Here is a 15,834-nt window from a genome sequence, read left to right on the forward strand (position 1 = left end):
GGTTTCGTGTGCTGCATTTTTGACGCATTCATTTATTGGTATCGCATGAACCCCATCGTAATTAATCGGCTTCAACGGAAGCTGGGCTACACTTTTCATCATCAGGAGTTGTTGCAACAGGCATTAACCCACCGCAGTGCCAGCAGCAAACATAATGAGCGTCTCGAGTTTTTAGGCGACTCTATTTTAAGTTTCGTGATTGCGAATGCGCTTTATCATCGTTTCCCGCGTGTGGACGAGGGTGATATGAGCCGCATGCGTGCCACGCTGGTTCGGGGTAATACCCTTGCGGAAATCGCGCGCGAGTTTGAACTGGGCGAATGTCTGCGTCTTGGACCGGGTGAACTGAAAAGCGGCGGCTTCCGTCGTGAATCTATTCTTGCCGATACGGTCGAAGCATTAATTGGTGGTGTGTTCCTGGACAGCGATATCCAGACCGTAGAAAAGCTGATCCTGAACTGGTATCAGACCCGTCTGGACGAAATCAGCCCGGGCGATAAACAAAAAGATCCGAAAACGCGTCTGCAGGAATATTTGCAGGGTCGTCATCTGCCGCTGCCGTCTTATCTGGTGGTACAGGTGCGTGGCGAAGCGCACGATCAGGAATTTACCATCCATTGCCAGGTCAGTGGCCTGAGTGAACCGGTGGTGGGCACAGGTTCAAGCCGTCGTAAGGCTGAACAGGCTGCCGCCGAACAGGCGTTAAAAATGCTGGAGCTGGAATGAGCGAAGATAAAACCTATTGCGGATTTATTGCCATCGTCGGACGTCCGAACGTTGGCAAATCCACCCTGCTGAATAATCTGCTTGGGCAGAAGATTTCTATCACTTCGCGTAAGGCGCAGACCACGCGTCACCGCATCGTCGGCATCCATACTGAAGGCGCGTATCAGGCGATCTACGTCGATACCCCTGGCCTGCACATGGAAGAGAAGCGTGCCATCAACCGCCTGATGAACAAGGCGGCGAGCAGCTCGATCGGCGATGTAGAGCTGGTGATTTTCGTTGTGGAAGGCACCCGCTGGACGCCGGACGACGAGATGGTGCTGAACAAGCTGCGTGACGGCAAAACGCCTGTCATCCTCGCGGTCAACAAAGTTGATAACGTGCAGGAAAAGGCCGACCTGCTGCCGCATCTGCAGTGGCTCGGTAGCCAGATGAACTTTCTCGACATCGTTCCGCTGTCTGCTGAGACCGGTCTGAACGTTGATACCATCGCGGGCATCGTGCGTAAGCACCTTCCGGAAGCGATTCATCACTTCCCGGAAGAGTACATCACCGATCGCTCTCAGCGCTTTATGGCGTCTGAAATCATCCGTGAAAAGCTGATGCGTTTCCTGGGTGCTGAACTGCCTTACTCCGTAACGGTGGAGATCGAGCGTTTCCAGACCAACGAGCGCGGTGGCTACGATATCAACGGCCTGATCCTCGTTGAGCGCGAAGGGCAGAAGAAGATGGTGATCGGCAACAAAGGGGCCAAGATCAAAACCATCGGCATTGAAGCCCGTAAGGACATGATGGAGATGTTCGAAGCGCCGGTTCACCTCGAACTGTGGGTGAAAGTGAAATCTGGCTGGGCCGATGATGAGCGTGCTCTGCGCAGCCTCGGTTACGGCGAAGACCAGTAACTTAAGACGACGAGCATATGGATGGATGGCAGCGCGCCTTTGTCCTGCATAGTCGTCCCTGGAGCGAAACCAGCCTTATGCTGGACGTCTTCACGGAAGAGTCGGGCCGCGTGCGCCTTGTTGCGAAAGGCGCACGTTCCAAACGTTCTAACCTGAAAGGTGCCCTACAGCCTTTCACGCCGCTGCTGGTACGCTTCGGTGGGCGAGGGGAAGTGAAAACCCTGCGCAGCGCTGAAGCCGTCTCCCTGGCGCTTCCTCTTTCCGGCATCACGCTCTATAGCGGTCTGTATGTCAACGAACTCATCTCACGCGTTCTTGAACATGAGACCCGCTTCTCTGAACTTTTCTTCGATTATCTGCACTGTATCCAGGCGCTGGCTGGCGGAACCGGCACGCCCGAACCCGCCTTGCGTCGTTTTGAACTGGCGCTGCTGGGCCACCTCGGATACGGCGTAGATTTTCTGCACTGCGCGGGCAGCGGTGACGAGATAGAAGACACCATGACCTACCGCTACCGCGAAGAAAAAGGCTTCATTGCCAGTATCGTGATAGACAACAGCACCTTTACCGGGCGCCAGCTCCGGGCGCTGTATGAGCGCGAGTTTCCCGATCTGGACACCCTGCGCGCAGCAAAACGCTTTACCCGGATTGCCCTCAAGCCTTATCTTGGCGGCAAGCCCTTAAAGAGCCGCGAATTATTCAGGCAGTTTGTGCCGAAACGTTAATGTTTTACCCCTCACCCCAGCCCTCTCCCGGAGGGAAGAGGGGAAGAGAAATGAACCAAAATACCGAGGATTGTCATGGCTGAATTACTGTTAGGCGTCAACATCGACCACATCGCCACGCTGCGTAATGCGCGCGGTACGGCGTATCCCGATCCGGTTCAGGCGGCGTTTATCGCTGAACAGGCTGGCGCTGATGGCATTACCGTTCACCTGCGTGAAGACCGTCGCCATATCACCGATCGCGACGTGCGCATTCTGCGTCAGACGCTGGACACCCGTATGAATCTGGAGATGGCGGTCACCGAAGAGATGCTGGCGATTGCCTGCGAGACCCAGCCGCATTTCTGCTGCCTGGTGCCGGAAAAACGCCAGGAAGTAACCACCGAAGGCGGTCTGGATGTGGCCGGTCAGCTCGACAAAATGCGCGATGCCTGCAAGCGCCTGGCGGATGCCGGTATCCTGGTTTCTCTGTTTATCGACGCCGATTTCGCCCAGATTAAAGCGGCGGCCGACGTGGGCGCACCGTATATCGAAATCCACACCGGCTGCTATGCCGATGCCAAAAACGACGCCGAGCAGGCCAAAGAGCTGGAGCGTATTGCCAAAGCGGCCACGTATGCTTCAAGCCTGGGACTGAAGGTTAACGCCGGTCACGGCCTGACCTACCATAACGTGAAGGCCATTGCCGCGCTGCCGGAAATGCACGAGCTGAACATTGGCCACGCCATCATTGGCCGCGCGGTGATGAGCGGCCTGAAAGAGGCGGTTTCAGAAATGAAACGCCTGATGCAGGAAGCGCGTCAGTAATGGCCATTCTGGGCTTAGGCACCGATATCGTTGAAATAGCCCGTATTGAAGCGGTGATCGCCCGTAGCGGCGATCGCCTCGCAAGACGCGTGCTGAGCGATAACGAGTGGGCCATCTGGGAAGCGCATCAGCAGCCGGTGCGTTTTCTGGCAAAGCGCTTTGCGGTAAAAGAGGCGGCGGCCAAAGCCTTCGGGACCGGCATTCGTAACGGCCTGGCGTTTAATCAGTTCGAAGTGTTTAACGATGAGCTGGGCAAACCGAGCCTGCGTCTGTGGGGAGAAGCGCAAAAGCTGGCGGAAAAGCTGGGGGTGAATCACATGCACGTGACGATCGCGGATGAACGCCACTATGCCAGCGCGACGGTGATCATCGAAAGTTAAAGTTTGTCCGCGTGGTGCATCAGGACAAACTTATCCCATAGCTGCTCTTCGCTCTCAACGTGGGCCGGATCCTTCAGGATGGTATTCGGGATCGGGCACACTTTCTGACAGGTCGGCGTTTCATAGTGGCCGATGCATTCGGTGCAGCGGTCGCTGTTAATCTCATAAATGCTGTCGCCCATCGAAATGGCCTGGTTCGGGCATTCGGGCTCGCACATATCGCAATTAATGCATTTTTTGGTAATTAACAGCGCCATCAGGAAATTCTCAGAAACAACACAAACCGGGCGGGCATTATAAGCGTCAAACCAGTTTCTTTACCAGTTCTTCGCTGTGACGAATGCGTTCGGGCGCGCGCTCCAGATCCTGCTGCACCAGCGCCATAAACAGCAGGTCCGTCAGCATCATTTGCGCGCTGGTGGACGAGATAGCCGCGCTGCGCGTGGCCTGCTCTTCGGCAATGGTATATAAACAGCGCGTGGCCCGCTGCTGCAGGGCATTCGGGGTAAAACCGGTGATCGCCAGAATTTTACCGCCGACGCGCAGGGCTTCATCGGTTGCCATATTGATTTCACGGCGCTCGCCGGAGTAAGAGATGGCCAGCAGCAGATCGTCAGGATCCATCGCCTGTACGGTCGCCAGCAGGGCGTGCATATCCTGCTCGACGATGGCGTTAAGCCCAATTTTCGTCAGCTTCCAGCCAAAGTTACGCGCCACAAGTCCGGACGCCCCGATACCGGTCAGGATGATGCGCCGCGCGCCGCGCAGCATCGCTACGCTCTCCAGCAGCTTCTCTTCCGTATTCACGTCGAGCGTCGCGTGCATAGCCGCCACGTTCTCTTTGATCAGCTTTTCGCCAACTAGCCGCATCGGGTCATCGCCGCGGATCTGATTATGCACCGGCATTGACTGCGGGTTGGGGTTGCTCACCAGCGCTTCGCTGATCGCCAGCTTGAGGGCGGGGAACCCCTTAAAGCCAATCTTCTGGGCAAACTTCACCACGCTGGACTGGCTCACGCCGGCTTCACTCGCCAGCTGCTGCGAGCTGAGGTGGCGTGCATGATCGGGTTGAGAAAGCAGAAAATCCGCCAGCTTTTTGTCGCTTTGGGCAAAGCCTGCATAACGCTGGCGAATGCGAATTAAACAGTTCATAGGGTCTCCTGGCGAAAATGTGATTATCTGCGCAAATACGAATTTTGCTCGCCTGAATGAATTTTATATTCCATTATAGTGTGATTATTATGAATTAAAAATTCTTGAGGTACAAAAATGAATCTTGGCTCACTTGTTTCTGAAACGCGTAACCCACAAACCATGGATCTGGATGCGCTCTCCACCCTGGAGCTGGTTAACCGCTTTAATCAACAGGATACGCTGGTCGCGCAGGCAGTGAAAGAGACTTTACCCGAGGTGGCGAAAGCGGTCGATGCGGCGGCGGAAGCCCTTAAGGCCGGCGGTCGCATTATCTACATGGGAGCGGGCACCAGCGGGCGTCTTGGGGTTCTGGATGCGTCAGAATGTCCGCCCACCTTTGGGGTGCCGCACGGTCTGGTCGTTGGGCTGATTGCCGGTGGACCCGGCGCGCTGCTGAAAGCCGTTGAGGGAGCGGAAGACAATAAACAGCTGGGCGAGGATGACCTGAAAGATCTGAATCTGACCGCGAATGATCTGGTGGTCGGGCTGGCGGCATCCGGGCGCACCCCGTACGTCATTGGCGGGCTGGAATACGCCAACCGGACGGGCTGCACGACGGTCGCCATCTCCTGTAATCCGGGTTCCCCGATTGCGCAGGTGGCCGCTATCGCTATCTCTCCGGTAGTCGGGCCGGAAGCGCTCACCGGCTCCACGCGTCTGAAATCCGGGACCGCGCAAAAGCTGGTGCTCAATATGATCTCCACCGGCGCGATGGTGAAGTTCGGCAAGGTTTATCAGAACCTGATGGTGGATATGCAGGCCACCAACGTCAAGCTGTTGGACAGAGCCTGCCGCATGGTGATGGAGGCGACAGGCGCAGGCCGTGAAGAGGCAGAGGCGGTGCTCAGGCAGACCGCTCACGATGTTAAACCGGCCATTCTGATGATCCTGAGCGGGCTGGATGCGGCTGCCGCGAGGGCCAAACTCGCTGCGCATAACGGCTTCTTACGGGCGGCATTAGAAAACTAACAGAGGCGTCTATGGACAAAACAGCAGCGCTCGCCAGCGATATCCTGCAGGGGATCGGTGGGGAAAAAAATATTCAGCGTCTCGAAAACTGCATGACGCGCGTGCGCGTCGAGGTGCATAACGACGACCAGCTTGACGTGCCGCGCCTTAAGCAGCTGTCCGGCGTCAGCGGCTACGTGAAACAAGGGCAGCAGCATCAGCTGATCGTCGGGCCGGGGAAAGCGGCGCAGGTTGTCGATGCCATGCGCGCGCTGATGGGCGTTAGCGCGAGCGCGTCGATGGACGATGCGGAGCGCACCAGGGCGCAGGCAAAGGCCAAATACAAAGCCCCCATGAGCGATGCGCTGCGTCAGCTGGCAAACGTCTTCATTCCGCTAATCCCGGCGTTTATTGCCTCAGGCCTGATCACCGGGATCATCAACATCCTCAAGCGACCGGATATTGTGGGGGATTTCGCCACGCAGTATCCGAACCTGCTGGGGATTCTCGGGATCTTCGGCAGCGCTGTTTTCGCCATCATGAACATTCTGGTCGGGGTGAATACCGCGAAGGTGTTTGGCGGATCGCTGGCGATGGGCGGGGTAATGGCGGGCATCTTGTCCAGCCCGCAGCTGGCGCAGATCACGCTGTTTGGCGAGGCGCTCCAGCCGGGCCGCGGCGGGGTGATCGCCGTGCTGCTGGTGGTCATCCTGATGTGCTGGATCGAGAAAAGGCTGCGCGCGGTTCTGCCTGGCTCGATCGAGCTGATTCTCAACCCGCTGCTGACCACGTTAATTACCGGTAGCGTAGCGATTGTGGCCCTCCAGCCGCTAGGCGGATGGATCTCTGAAGCTATCGCTCACGGTGCGTCTCTGGCTATCGACCGAGGCGGTCTGCTGGTTGGCGCTGTGCTTTCCGGTACCTTCCTGCCGCTGGTGCTGACCGGCCTGCACCAGGGGCTGGTGCCGATCCACGTCGAGCTTGTACAGGCGCACGGCTATAACGCGCTGCTGCCTATCCTGTCGATGGCGGGGGTGGGGCAGGTCGGCGCGGCAATTGCCGTACTGATGAAAACTCGCAACGCGCGTCTGAAAAAAATGATTAAAGGAGCGCTCCCGGTCGGACTGCTCGGCATCGGCGAGCCGCTGATTTTCGGCGTTACGCTGCCGCTGGGTAAACCGTTCCTCGCCGCCTGTCTGGGGGGCGCGGTAGGCGGGGCGCTGATCAGCTACTGGAAAGTCGCTACCGTTATCACCTTTGGGCTTTCCGGTTTACCGCTGGCATTAACCATCGTGACCGGAAAAGTGATGCTCTATCTGTTAGGCTATTTAGTAGCGGTGATCGCCGGGTTCCTGTTTACCTGGCTGTTAGGTTTCAACGACCCAGAGGAGTAAGGTTTGGCAAATCACGCGCGTCGCGTTGTCTTTTTCGACCTGGATGGAACGCTGCATCAGCAGGATATGTTTGGTACGTTTATGCGTTACCTGCTGCGGCGTCAGCCTTTGAATGCGCTGCTCGTGCTGCCGCTCTTACCGGTTATCGGTATCGCGCTGCTGCTGAAAGGCCGTGCGGCGCGATGGCCGATGAGTTTGCTGCTGTGGGGATGTACCTTTGGGCACAGCGAAGCGCGGCTCAAGCAGCTCGAAAAGGATTTTGCGCACTGGTTTCGCGGCCACGTCGCCGCCTTTCCGGTGGTGCAGGCGCGCCTGACCAGCTACCTCGACGCTAACGATGCCGACATCTGGCTGATTACGGGCTCCCCGCAGACGCTGGTGGAGCAGGTCTATTTTGATACCCCCTGGCTTCCGCGCGTGAATCTTATCGCCACGCAAATTAGCCGCGGCTACGGCGGCTGGGTGCTGACCCTGCGCTGCCTGGGGCATGAAAAAGTGGTCCAACTGGAGAAACGCATCGGTACGCCGCTGCGCCTGTACAGCGGCTATAGCGACAGCAAGCAGGACAATCCGCTGCTCTATTTTTGCCAGCACCGCTGGCGCGTCACGCCATCAGGCGAACTTCAGCAACTCGAATAGTCTTCTCTAAAACTGGCGTGTATAATGCCGCCCGCTTTTCGACTGGAGTATCAGCCTTTGTCCAACCCTGTACACAATCATGAATACTGGATGCGCCACGCGCTGACGCTGGCTCAACGCGCCTGGGACGAGGGCGAAGTGCCCGTGGGCGCGGTGCTGGTTCATAACAATCAGGTGATTGGCGAAGGGTGGAACCGGCCTATTGGTCGCCACGATCCTACTGCGCATGCCGAAATCATGGCGCTTCGCCAGGGCGGTCTGGTGCTGCAAAACTATCGCCTGCTTGATACCACGCTGTATGTGACGCTGGAGCCGTGCGTGATGTGCTCCGGCGCGATGGTGCACAGCCGGATCGGGACGTTGGTTTTCGGGGCGCGGGATGAAAAAACCGGTGCGGCCGGTTCGCTGATGGACGTGCTGGGTCACCCGGGCATGAACCACCAGGTGAAGACTATCGGTGGGGTGCTTGCACCAGAGTGTTCGGGGCTATTAAGCGATTTCTTTCGAATGCGCCGTCAGCAGAAAAAGCAGCAAAAGGCAGAATTGAAGCTGTAGGACGATTGAGCTCGTCCGGCGCCACGACCGGGTAACTTTGAGCCAGCTGTTTGGCCTCCGTCGCCTCTTTCTCTTTCTCAAGCAGATACCCGACCAGGCTAATCTGATATTTACGGATATTTTCCACGTAGGCGTAGGCTTCATGCCCGCGCGCGTAGCCGTATGTCAGCTTGTTATACCATGGCTTCTGGCTCAGCAGCGGCAGGCGCTGCTTAACGTCTGACCAGCTGTCCGGGTTACCTTTCGTTTTGGCCGTCAACGCTCGCGCATCAAGCATATGCGCGTAGCCCATATTGTAGGCCGCCAGCGCAAACCAGATCCGCTCTTCTTCCGGCACCGTTTCCGGTACTTTGGCCATCATATCCTGCAGGTAGCGCGCGCCGCCGCTGATGCTCTGTTCGGCATCGGTACGGTCATTGACGCCAAGGCTCAGCGCGGTATTTTTGGTTAACATCATCAAACCGCGTACGCCCGTGGGCGACGTGGCCTGGGTGTCCCAGTGGGATTCCTGATACGAAATAGCCGCCAGCAGCTTCCAGTCAATCTCCTGGGCGTATTTTTCGAACAGCGGCTGCAGGTCCGGCAGGACGCTGTCTACCGCGCGCAGGAAGCTGCGGGTATCAACGTAGTCAAAGTCATCGCCGTGCCCGAGGTACTTCTCCTCGAGACGCGCCAGGGTACCGTCTTCATTGATGGTGTTGAAGAAATCAAGCATCGCGGCAGAGAAGGTCTGATCGTCATCAAGCTGGCTAAACCAGGTCACGGGCTGCTCGTCGGTGACGTCCAGCGCCACGGCGATTTCAGGATGCACCCGCTGGAACAGGCTGATCGCGACCGAATCGGCGATGGTGTAGGGCACCTTCTGATCTTTTACCTGCTCCAGCAGCTCCGTCGTGCCGAGTTTCGGATCCACCGTCCAGCTCAGGTCGGGATATTTCTTCTCCTTGAGCTCCCGCAGATCGTCAATCACCACGTGGCCGGGCGCAATCGTCAGCTGCCGATCGTTAATTGAAGCCAGCGAGCGCGGGCGCAGGCTCCCGACGCGGTAAACAAGCTGCTGAGAAACGGAGTAGTAGGTCGGGCCTGGCTGGTAGTTCTTGCTGCGCTCGCTGTTATACACCAGCCCGGCGGCGAGCATATCGGCATCGTCGTTATCGAGGTCGTCAAACAGCTCGTTGATATTCTGGCGGACGGTGATTTTAAGCTTCACGCCAAGATAGTCGGCGAACTGTTGTGCAAGTTCATAATCCAGACCAATGATTTTGCCGTTGACGTCGCTGTAAATCAGCGGGGAGTTGAGGGTACTGACGCGCAATTCCCCCCGCTCCTGAATGGCGGCGATACGGTTTTCGGCTTTGCCGAACCAGGGGATGGAAGGCCAGAGGGCCACTGCCAGCAGCAACGTTACAATGCCGATGAGCAGATAATTAATCTTTAATTTTTTCAATTAGTTAATTCTCTGCGACGCCGGTTGCCTCAGTTTGCTGTAGCCATGTTAATCATAAGGTTTGCCATTGAATGAGCGGCATTTTGCGTAAACTTGCGCCACTTGGCAACCAATTAGAGAGACAGGTCACATCTATTGTTAAATCTCTGTGCAAATTTTATTTCGACGCAAACGGTTTCGTCGGCGCTCAGGATTCTCTATAATGACGCCCGTTTTCCCCCCTTGCGCACACTGTAAGCGCCCCGGCGCTTCGAAGACGAGAGACTTATGATGGAAATTCTGCGTGGTTCGCCTGCACTGTCTGCCTTCCGTATCACTAAACTGCTGGCACGTTTTCAGGCGGCCGACCTTCCGGTAAGCAATATTTACGCTGAGTATGTCCATTTTGCTGACCTGAATGCCCCCCTGAATGCAGAGGAGCGCGTACAGCTGGAACGCCTGCTCAAGTATGGTCCAAGCCTGAGCAGCCATACGCCAACCGGCAAACTGATCCTTGCGACGCCTCGTCCGGGCACCATCTCCCCCTGGTCTTCCAAAGCCACCGACATCGCCCATAACTGTGGCCTGAGCCAGATTAACCGTCTGGAACGCGGCGTGGCGTACTACGTGGAAGCCTCTACCCTGAGCGACGCGCAGTGGCAGGCGGTTGCGGCTGAACTGCACGATCGCATGATGGAGAGCGTATTTGCCTCTCTCGATGACGCGCAGAAGCTTTTCTCTCACCATCAGCCTGCGCCGGTACAGAGCGTAGACCTGCTGGGGCAGGGCCGTCAGGCGCTGATTGACGCCAACCTGCGTCTCGGCCTGGCGCTGGCTGAAGACGAAATTGATTACCTGCAGGATGCGTTTGTTAAGCTCAACCGTAACCCGAACGACATCGAACTCTACATGTTCGCGCAGGCTAACTCTGAGCACTGCCGCCACAAGATTTTCAACGCCGACTGGATTATTGACGGCGAACAGCAGCCGAAGTCGCTGTTCAAAATGATCAAAAACACCATGGAGCAAACCCCTGACCACGTGCTGTCTGCCTATAAGGACAACGCCGCGGTAATGGAAGGTTCCGAGGTGGGCCGCTTCTTCGCCGATCGCGAAGCAGGGCGCTATGACTTCCATCAGGAGCCCGCGCATATCCTGATGAAAGTGGAAACCCACAACCACCCGACGGCGATCTCCCCGTGGCCGGGCGCGGCGACCGGCTCCGGCGGTGAAATCCGTGATGAAGGTGCGACCGGTCGTGGCGCTAAACCCAAAGCGGGTCTGGTCGGTTTCTCCGTCTCTAACCTGCGTATCCCGGGCTTTGAACAGCCGTGGGAAGAAGATTTCGGCAAGCCAGAGCGTATCGTGACCGCTCTGGATATCATGACCGAAGGCCCGCTGGGCGGCGCGGCGTTTAACAACGAATTTGGTCGTCCGGCGCTGAACGGTTACTTCCGTACCTATGAAGAGAAAGTGGACAGCCACAACGGCGAAGAGCTGCGCGGCTACCACAAGCCGATCATGCTGGCGGGCGGGATCGGCAACATCCGTGCCGATCACGTGCAGAAAGGCGAGATCGTCGTCGGCGCGAAGCTGATCGTACTGGGCGGCCCGGCGATGAACATCGGTCTGGGCGGCGGGGCGGCCTCTTCTATGGCCTCCGGCCAGTCTGATGCGGATCTCGACTTCGCCTCCGTGCAGCGCGACAACCCTGAGATGGAGCGCCGCTGCCAGGAAGTGATCGACCGCTGCTGGCAGCTGGGCGACGCTAACCCGATCCTCTTCATTCACGACGTGGGCGCGGGCGGTTTGTCCAACGCCATGCCGGAGCTGGTAAGCGACGGCGGCCGCGGCGGGCGTTTCAACCTGCGCGATATCCTGAGCGATGAGCCGGGCATGAGCCCGCTGGAAATCTGGTGTAACGAATCCCAGGAGCGTTACGTGCTGGCGGTTGCTGCCGACCAGCTGCCGCTGTTTGACGAGCTGTGCCGCCGCGAGCGCGCGCCGTATGCCGTCATCGGTGAAGCGACCGAAGAGCAGCACCTTTCCTTAAGCGACACCCACTTTGACAACCAGCCAATCGATCTGCCGCTCGACGTTCTGCTCGGTAAAACGCCGAAGATGACCCGCGACGTAACCACCCGTAAAGCGGCGGGCAAAGCGCTGGATCGCCAGGGCATCACCGTGGCAGAAGCGGTCAACCGCGTGCTGCATCTGCCTGCTGTGGCAGAGAAAACCTTCCTGGTGACCATCGGCGACCGCACCGTGACCGGTATGGTATCGCGCGATCAGATGGTCGGCCCGTGGCAGATCCCTGTCGCTAACTGCGCCGTGACCACCGCGAGCCTCGACAGCTACTACGGCGAAGCGATGGCTCTCGGCGAACGTACCCCGGTGGCGCTGCTGGACTTCGCTGCTTCTGCCCGTCTGGCGGTCGGTGAAGCGCTGACCAACATCGCCGCGACGCAGATTGGCGATATTAAACGTATCAAGCTCTCCGCCAACTGGATGGCCGCTGCCGGCCACCCTGGCGAAGATGCTGGCCTGTATGAAGCCGTGAAAGCGGTGGGCGAGGAGCTGTGTCCTGCCCTCGGCCTGACCATTCCGGTGGGCAAAGACTCCATGTCGATGAAAACCCGCTGGCAGGAAGGCAGCGAGCAGCGCGAGATGACCTCTCCGCTGTCGCTGGTGATCACCGCGTTTGCCCGCGTGGAAGACGTGCGTCACACCGTTACGCCGCAGCTTGCGACCGAAGACAACGCCCTGCTGCTGATTGACCTGGGTAAAGGCCACAACGCGCTGGGTGCTACCGCGCTGGCGCAGGTTTACCGTCAGCTCGGCGATAAGCCAGCCGACGTGCGTGACGTGGCCCAGCTGAAAGGCTTCTACGACGCGATTCAGGCGCTGGTGGCGCAGCGTAAGCTGCTGGCCTACCACGACCGTTCCGACGGCGGCCTGCTGGTGACCCTGGCAGAGATGGCCTTCACCGGCCACTGTGGCGTGGAAGCGAACATTGCGACGCTGGGCGAAGACCGTCTGGCGGCGCTGTTCAACGAAGAGCTGGGCGCCGTGATTCAGGTGCGCGCGGCGGATCGCGACGCGGTTGAAGCGATTCTGGCGAAGCACGGTCTGGCAGACTGCGTGCACTATCTGGGTAAAGCCGTTCAGGGCGACCGCTTCGTGATTGAAGCAGACGGTCACGCGGTATTCAGCGAAAGCCGCACCACGCTGCGCATGTGGTGGGCGGAAACCACCTGGCAGATGCAGCGCCTGCGTGATAACCCGGAATGTGCCGATCAGGAGCATAACGCGAAAGCGAATGACCAGGATCCAGGCCTGAACGTGAAGCTCTCCTTCGACATTAACGAAGATATCGCTGCGCCGTACATTGCGACCGGCGCGCGTCCAAAAGTGGCCGTGCTGCGCGAGCAGGGCGTCAACTCCCACGTTGAGATGGCGGCTGCCTTCCACCGCGCGGGCTTTGACGCTATCGACGTCCACATGAGCGACCTGCTGGCCGGACGTACCGGTCTGGAAGATTTCCAGGCGCTGGTGGCGTGCGGCGGCTTCTCCTACGGCGACGTGCTGGGCGCGGGCGAAGGCTGGGCGAAGTCCATCCTGTTCAACAGCCGCGTGCGCGACGAGTTCGAAACCTTCTTCCACCGTCCGCAGACCCTGGCGCTGGGCGTGTGTAACGGCTGCCAGATGATGTCTAACCTGCGCGAGCTGATCCCGGGCAGCGAAGCCTGGCCGCGCTTTGTGCGCAACCAGTCTGACCGCTTCGAGGCGCGCTTCAGCCTGGTGGAAGTGACCCAAAGCCCGTCTCTGCTGCTGCAGGGAATGGTCGGTTCTCAGATGCCAATCGCCGTTTCCCACGGTGAAGGTCAGGTAGAAGTACGTGATGCTGCGCATCTGGCTCAGCTGGAGAGCAAAGGCCTGGTGGCGCTGCGCTTTGTCGATAACTTCGGCAAGGTGACTGAAACTTACCCGGCTAACCCGAACGGCTCCGCCAACGGTATTACGGCGGTGACCAGCGAAAGCGGTCGCGCGACCATCATGATGCCGCACCCGGAACGCGTATTCCGTACCGTGAGCAACTCCTGGCACCCGGACAACTGGGGCGAGGACAGCCCGTGGATGCGTATCTTCCGCAACGCGCGTAAGCAGTTGGGTTAAGTTTTAGCCCCACACCCTTCCAGGCCCGGTAAGCGAAAGCTCCACCGGGCTTTTTTATTTGTGTCGCAATTACGCGACAGACCCGTAATCCAACTGTCTCCAAAAGGCGACATTTAACTCATTGATTTATATGTGGCAGTAAAGGTTCCCGTTAAGGTGTTGCTTAACAGCGACACTTAGCCTGGAAATCATTCAACCGATAATTAACAGGCTAAACGAGTAAAACTCATATATTTCAAACTGTTAATATTTTGTTTTGCATTTTGGCACGGGTGTTGCATAATATTAACCAGTGGCTCATTCACCTTCTTATGTCAGCCCCTTCGGGACGCGCTACATAAACTTCGAATGACGCACAAAAAGGTGCCTGCCGTCCAACTACTGATCATAGCGATGCTTTATCAGGCCAGGGCGAAACGTCGAGTTAGGCACCGCCTCATTCCATGACAAAGCCGGGTTTTTACCCGGCTTTGTTGTATCTGAAGGGCAGACTCAGTTACGCTCTGCGTAAATCCCCATTAAGAGAGTAATGCGTTGAAACGCTGGCCCGTTTTCCCCCGCTCCCTGCGGCAGCTCGTCATGATGGCCTTCCTGCTGATCCTGCTGCCGCTGCTGATCCTTGCCTGGCAGGCGTGGCAAAGCCTGAACGCGCTGAGCGCGCAGGCGGCTTTGACCAACCGCACGACGCTCATCGACGCCAGACGCAGTGAAGCAATGACCAACGCCGCGCTGGAGATGGAGCGTAGCTATCGTCAGTATTGCGTGCTTGACGATCGGACGCTGGAAAAGGTTTATCAGAGTCAGCGTAAACGCTACAGCGAAATGCTGGACGCTCACGCGGGGGTCTTGCCTGATGACAAGCTGTATCAGGCGTTACGTCAGGATTTGAACGATCTCGCGCAGCTGCAGTGCAGCAACAGCGGCCCGGATGCCGCCGCCGCCGCGCGCCTCGAAGCATTTGCCAGCGCCAACACCGAGATGGTGCAGTCAACGCGCGCGGTGATTTTCTCTCGCGGCCAGCAGCTCCAGCAGGAGATTGCCGAGCGTGGCCAGTTCTTCGGCTGGCAGGCGCTGGTGCTGTTCCTGGTGAGCCTGGGGCTGGTTCTGCTCTTTACCCGCATGATCATCGGCCCGGTGAAGGGCATTCAGCGTATGATCAACCGTCTGGGGGAGGGGAAATCGCTCGGGGATACGGTAGCCTTTAAAGGTCCCCGCGAGCTGCGATCCGTAGGCCAGCGCATTATCTGGCTGTCCGAGCGCCTGGCGTGGCTCGAATCACAGCGCCATCAGTTCCTGCGCCATATCTCCCATGAGCTTAAAACGCCGCTGGCCAGCATGCGTGAAGGGACGGAGCTGCTGGCGGACGAAGTGGCCGGGCCCCTTACGCCAGAACAGAAAGAAATTGTCGAGATCCTGGATAACAGCAGCCGCAATCTGCAAAAGCTGATTGAGCAACTGCTGGATTACAACCGCAAGCTGGCTGACGGGGCGGTCGTACTGGAAAACGTTGAAATTGAGCCGCTGGTGGATATGGTGATCTCCGCCCACAGCTTGCCAGCAAGAGCTAAAATGATGCATACCGGCGTTGAGCTGAATGCGCCTGCGTGCCTGGCTGAACCCATGCTGCTGATGAGCGTTCTGGATAATCTTTACTCCAATGCGGTGCACTATGGTACTGAATCCGGTAACATTTATATCCGAAGTAATACGAATGGTTCACGGGTGTTTATTGACGTCGCAAACACCGGCACCCCGATCCCCGATGACGAAAAAACCATGATCTTCGAACCCTTTTTCCAGGGGAGTCATCAGCGGAAAGGCGCGGTTAAAGGAAGCGGGCTGGGCTTGAGCATCGCCCGGGACTGCATAAGACGCATGCAGGGTGAGCTAAACATTGCAGCGGACGAACGTTCAGACGTTTGCTTCCGTATCGAACTGCCCGTGAGCCGGAAAAATCAATAA

General features: G+C 57.9%; 14 protein-coding genes. 11 read left to right on the top strand and 3 right to left on the bottom strand.

The features are described 5' to 3' along the window. Window positions 1–45: 45 nt before the first annotated feature. From rnc to acpS, 5 genes are all read left to right on the top strand, one after another. Window positions 46–726: a ribonuclease III gene (gene rnc / locus AC1VYI_RS07395; protein WP_003860711.1), complete on the top strand. Its 681-nt coding sequence runs from the start codon at window positions 46–48 to the stop codon at window positions 724–726. After that, a complete protein-coding gene (gene era, locus AC1VYI_RS07400; RefSeq protein WP_134867265.1) occupies window positions 723–1,628 on the top strand; it encodes a GTPase Era in 906 nt (301 codons plus the stop codon). The genes rnc and era overlap by 4 nt, the downstream gene beginning before the upstream one ends. 17 nt (window positions 1,629–1,645) lie before the next feature. After that, window positions 1,646–2,353, top strand: a complete 708-nt coding sequence (gene recO, locus AC1VYI_RS07405; protein WP_023308846.1) for a DNA repair protein RecO — start codon at window positions 1,646–1,648, stop codon at window positions 2,351–2,353. A 75-nt stretch (window positions 2,354–2,428) separates the two neighbouring features. Then, window positions 2,429–3,160, top strand: a complete 732-nt coding sequence (gene pdxJ / locus AC1VYI_RS07410) for a pyridoxine 5'-phosphate synthase (RefSeq protein ID WP_032659491.1) — start codon at window positions 2,429–2,431, stop codon at window positions 3,158–3,160. Next, window positions 3,160–3,540, top strand: coding sequence for a holo-ACP synthase (gene acpS, locus AC1VYI_RS07415; protein ID WP_023294331.1), 381 nt, complete (start codon window positions 3,160–3,162; stop codon window positions 3,538–3,540). The genes pdxJ and acpS overlap by 1 nt, the downstream gene beginning before the upstream one ends. Here the strand turns inward: acpS and AC1VYI_RS07420 are convergent. Next, on the bottom strand, window positions 3,537–3,797 hold the full coding sequence (locus AC1VYI_RS07420) for a YfhL family 4Fe-4S dicluster ferredoxin (RefSeq protein ID WP_008502177.1): 261 nt from the start codon (window positions 3,795–3,797) through the stop codon (window positions 3,537–3,539). The genes acpS and AC1VYI_RS07420 overlap by 4 nt on opposite strands. Before the next feature lie 46 nt (window positions 3,798–3,843). Beyond that, window positions 3,844–4,692 carry a MurR/RpiR family transcriptional regulator gene (locus AC1VYI_RS07425; protein ID WP_023308844.1) on the bottom strand — a complete coding sequence of 283 codons (849 nt, stop codon included), beginning with the start codon at window positions 4,690–4,692 and terminating at the stop codon, window positions 3,844–3,846. A gap of 117 nt (window positions 4,693–4,809) precedes the next feature. Between AC1VYI_RS07425 and murQ the strand changes: the two genes are divergently transcribed. Genes murQ through tadA form a run of 4 tightly spaced genes read left to right on the top strand, consistent with a single transcriptional unit; the run spans window position 4,810 to window position 8,270 of the window. Then, window positions 4,810–5,703, top strand: coding sequence for an N-acetylmuramic acid 6-phosphate etherase (gene murQ, locus AC1VYI_RS07430; RefSeq protein WP_226484204.1), 894 nt, complete (start codon window positions 4,810–4,812; stop codon window positions 5,701–5,703). A gap of 11 nt (window positions 5,704–5,714) precedes the next feature. Beyond that, window positions 5,715–7,076: a PTS transporter subunit EIIC gene (locus tag AC1VYI_RS07435; RefSeq protein ID WP_023308842.1), complete on the top strand. Its 1,362-nt coding sequence runs from the start codon at window positions 5,715–5,717 to the stop codon at window positions 7,074–7,076. Window positions 7,077–7,079: 3 nt separating this feature from the next. Next, window positions 7,080–7,715, top strand: coding sequence for a phosphatidylglycerophosphatase C (gene yfhb / locus AC1VYI_RS07440; protein WP_134867266.1), 636 nt, complete (start codon window positions 7,080–7,082; stop codon window positions 7,713–7,715). A gap of 24 nt (window positions 7,716–7,739) precedes the next feature. Next, the gene (tadA, locus tag AC1VYI_RS07445) at window positions 7,740–8,270 is read left to right on the top strand and encodes a tRNA adenosine(34) deaminase TadA (protein ID WP_134867267.1); all 531 of its coding nucleotides are present in this window, start codon (window positions 7,740–7,742) and stop codon (window positions 8,268–8,270) included. Here tadA and mltF read toward each other — a convergent pair. Further along, the gene (gene mltF / locus AC1VYI_RS07450; RefSeq protein WP_029741140.1) at window positions 8,167–9,717 is read right to left on the bottom strand and encodes a membrane-bound lytic murein transglycosylase MltF; all 1,551 of its coding nucleotides are present in this window, start codon (window positions 9,715–9,717) and stop codon (window positions 8,167–8,169) included. The two genes, tadA and mltF, sit on opposite strands and share 104 nt — an antisense overlap. A 267-nt stretch (window positions 9,718–9,984) precedes the next feature. On the opposite strand from mltF, the gene purL reads away from it, so the two are divergent. Both purL and qseE read left to right on the top strand, forming a co-directional pair. After that, a complete protein-coding gene (gene purL / locus AC1VYI_RS07455) occupies window positions 9,985–13,872 on the top strand; it encodes a phosphoribosylformylglycinamidine synthase (protein ID WP_047173872.1) in 3,888 nt (1,295 codons plus the stop codon). A 534-nt stretch (window positions 13,873–14,406) separates the two neighbouring features. Then, window positions 14,407–15,834, top strand: coding sequence for a two component system sensor histidine kinase QseE/GlrK (gene qseE, locus AC1VYI_RS07460; RefSeq protein ID WP_045355302.1), 1,428 nt, complete (start codon window positions 14,407–14,409; stop codon window positions 15,832–15,834).

The sequence above is a fragment of the Enterobacter sp. QK-SA4 genome (assembly GCF_056856775.1).

What these genes read in the sequence shown, in the direction of transcription:
- rnc (WP_003860711.1), top strand. Translation starts at nt 46, where the DNA reads ATGAACCCCATCGTAATTAATCGGCTTCAACGGAAGCTGGGCTACACT.
- era (WP_134867265.1), top strand. Translation starts at nt 723, where the DNA reads ATGAGCGAAGATAAAACCTATTGCGGATTTATTGCCATCGTCGGACGT.
- recO (WP_023308846.1), top strand. Translation starts at nt 1,646, where the DNA reads ATGGATGGATGGCAGCGCGCCTTTGTCCTGCATAGTCGTCCCTGGAGC.
- pdxJ (WP_032659491.1), top strand. Translation starts at nt 2,429, where the DNA reads ATGGCTGAATTACTGTTAGGCGTCAACATCGACCACATCGCCACGCTG.
- acpS (WP_023294331.1), top strand. Translation starts at nt 3,160, where the DNA reads ATGGCCATTCTGGGCTTAGGCACCGATATCGTTGAAATAGCCCGTATT.
- AC1VYI_RS07420 (WP_008502177.1), bottom strand. Translation starts at nt 3,797, where the DNA reads ATGGCGCTGTTAATTACCAAAAAATGCATTAATTGCGATATGTGCGAG.
- AC1VYI_RS07425 (WP_023308844.1), bottom strand. Translation starts at nt 4,692, where the DNA reads ATGAACTGTTTAATTCGCATTCGCCAGCGTTATGCAGGCTTTGCCCAA.
- murQ (WP_226484204.1), top strand. Translation starts at nt 4,810, where the DNA reads ATGAATCTTGGCTCACTTGTTTCTGAAACGCGTAACCCACAAACCATG.
- AC1VYI_RS07435 (WP_023308842.1), top strand. Translation starts at nt 5,715, where the DNA reads ATGGACAAAACAGCAGCGCTCGCCAGCGATATCCTGCAGGGGATCGGT.
- tadA (WP_134867267.1), top strand. Translation starts at nt 7,740, where the DNA reads ATGCCGCCCGCTTTTCGACTGGAGTATCAGCCTTTGTCCAACCCTGTA.
- purL (WP_047173872.1), top strand. Translation starts at nt 9,985, where the DNA reads ATGATGGAAATTCTGCGTGGTTCGCCTGCACTGTCTGCCTTCCGTATC.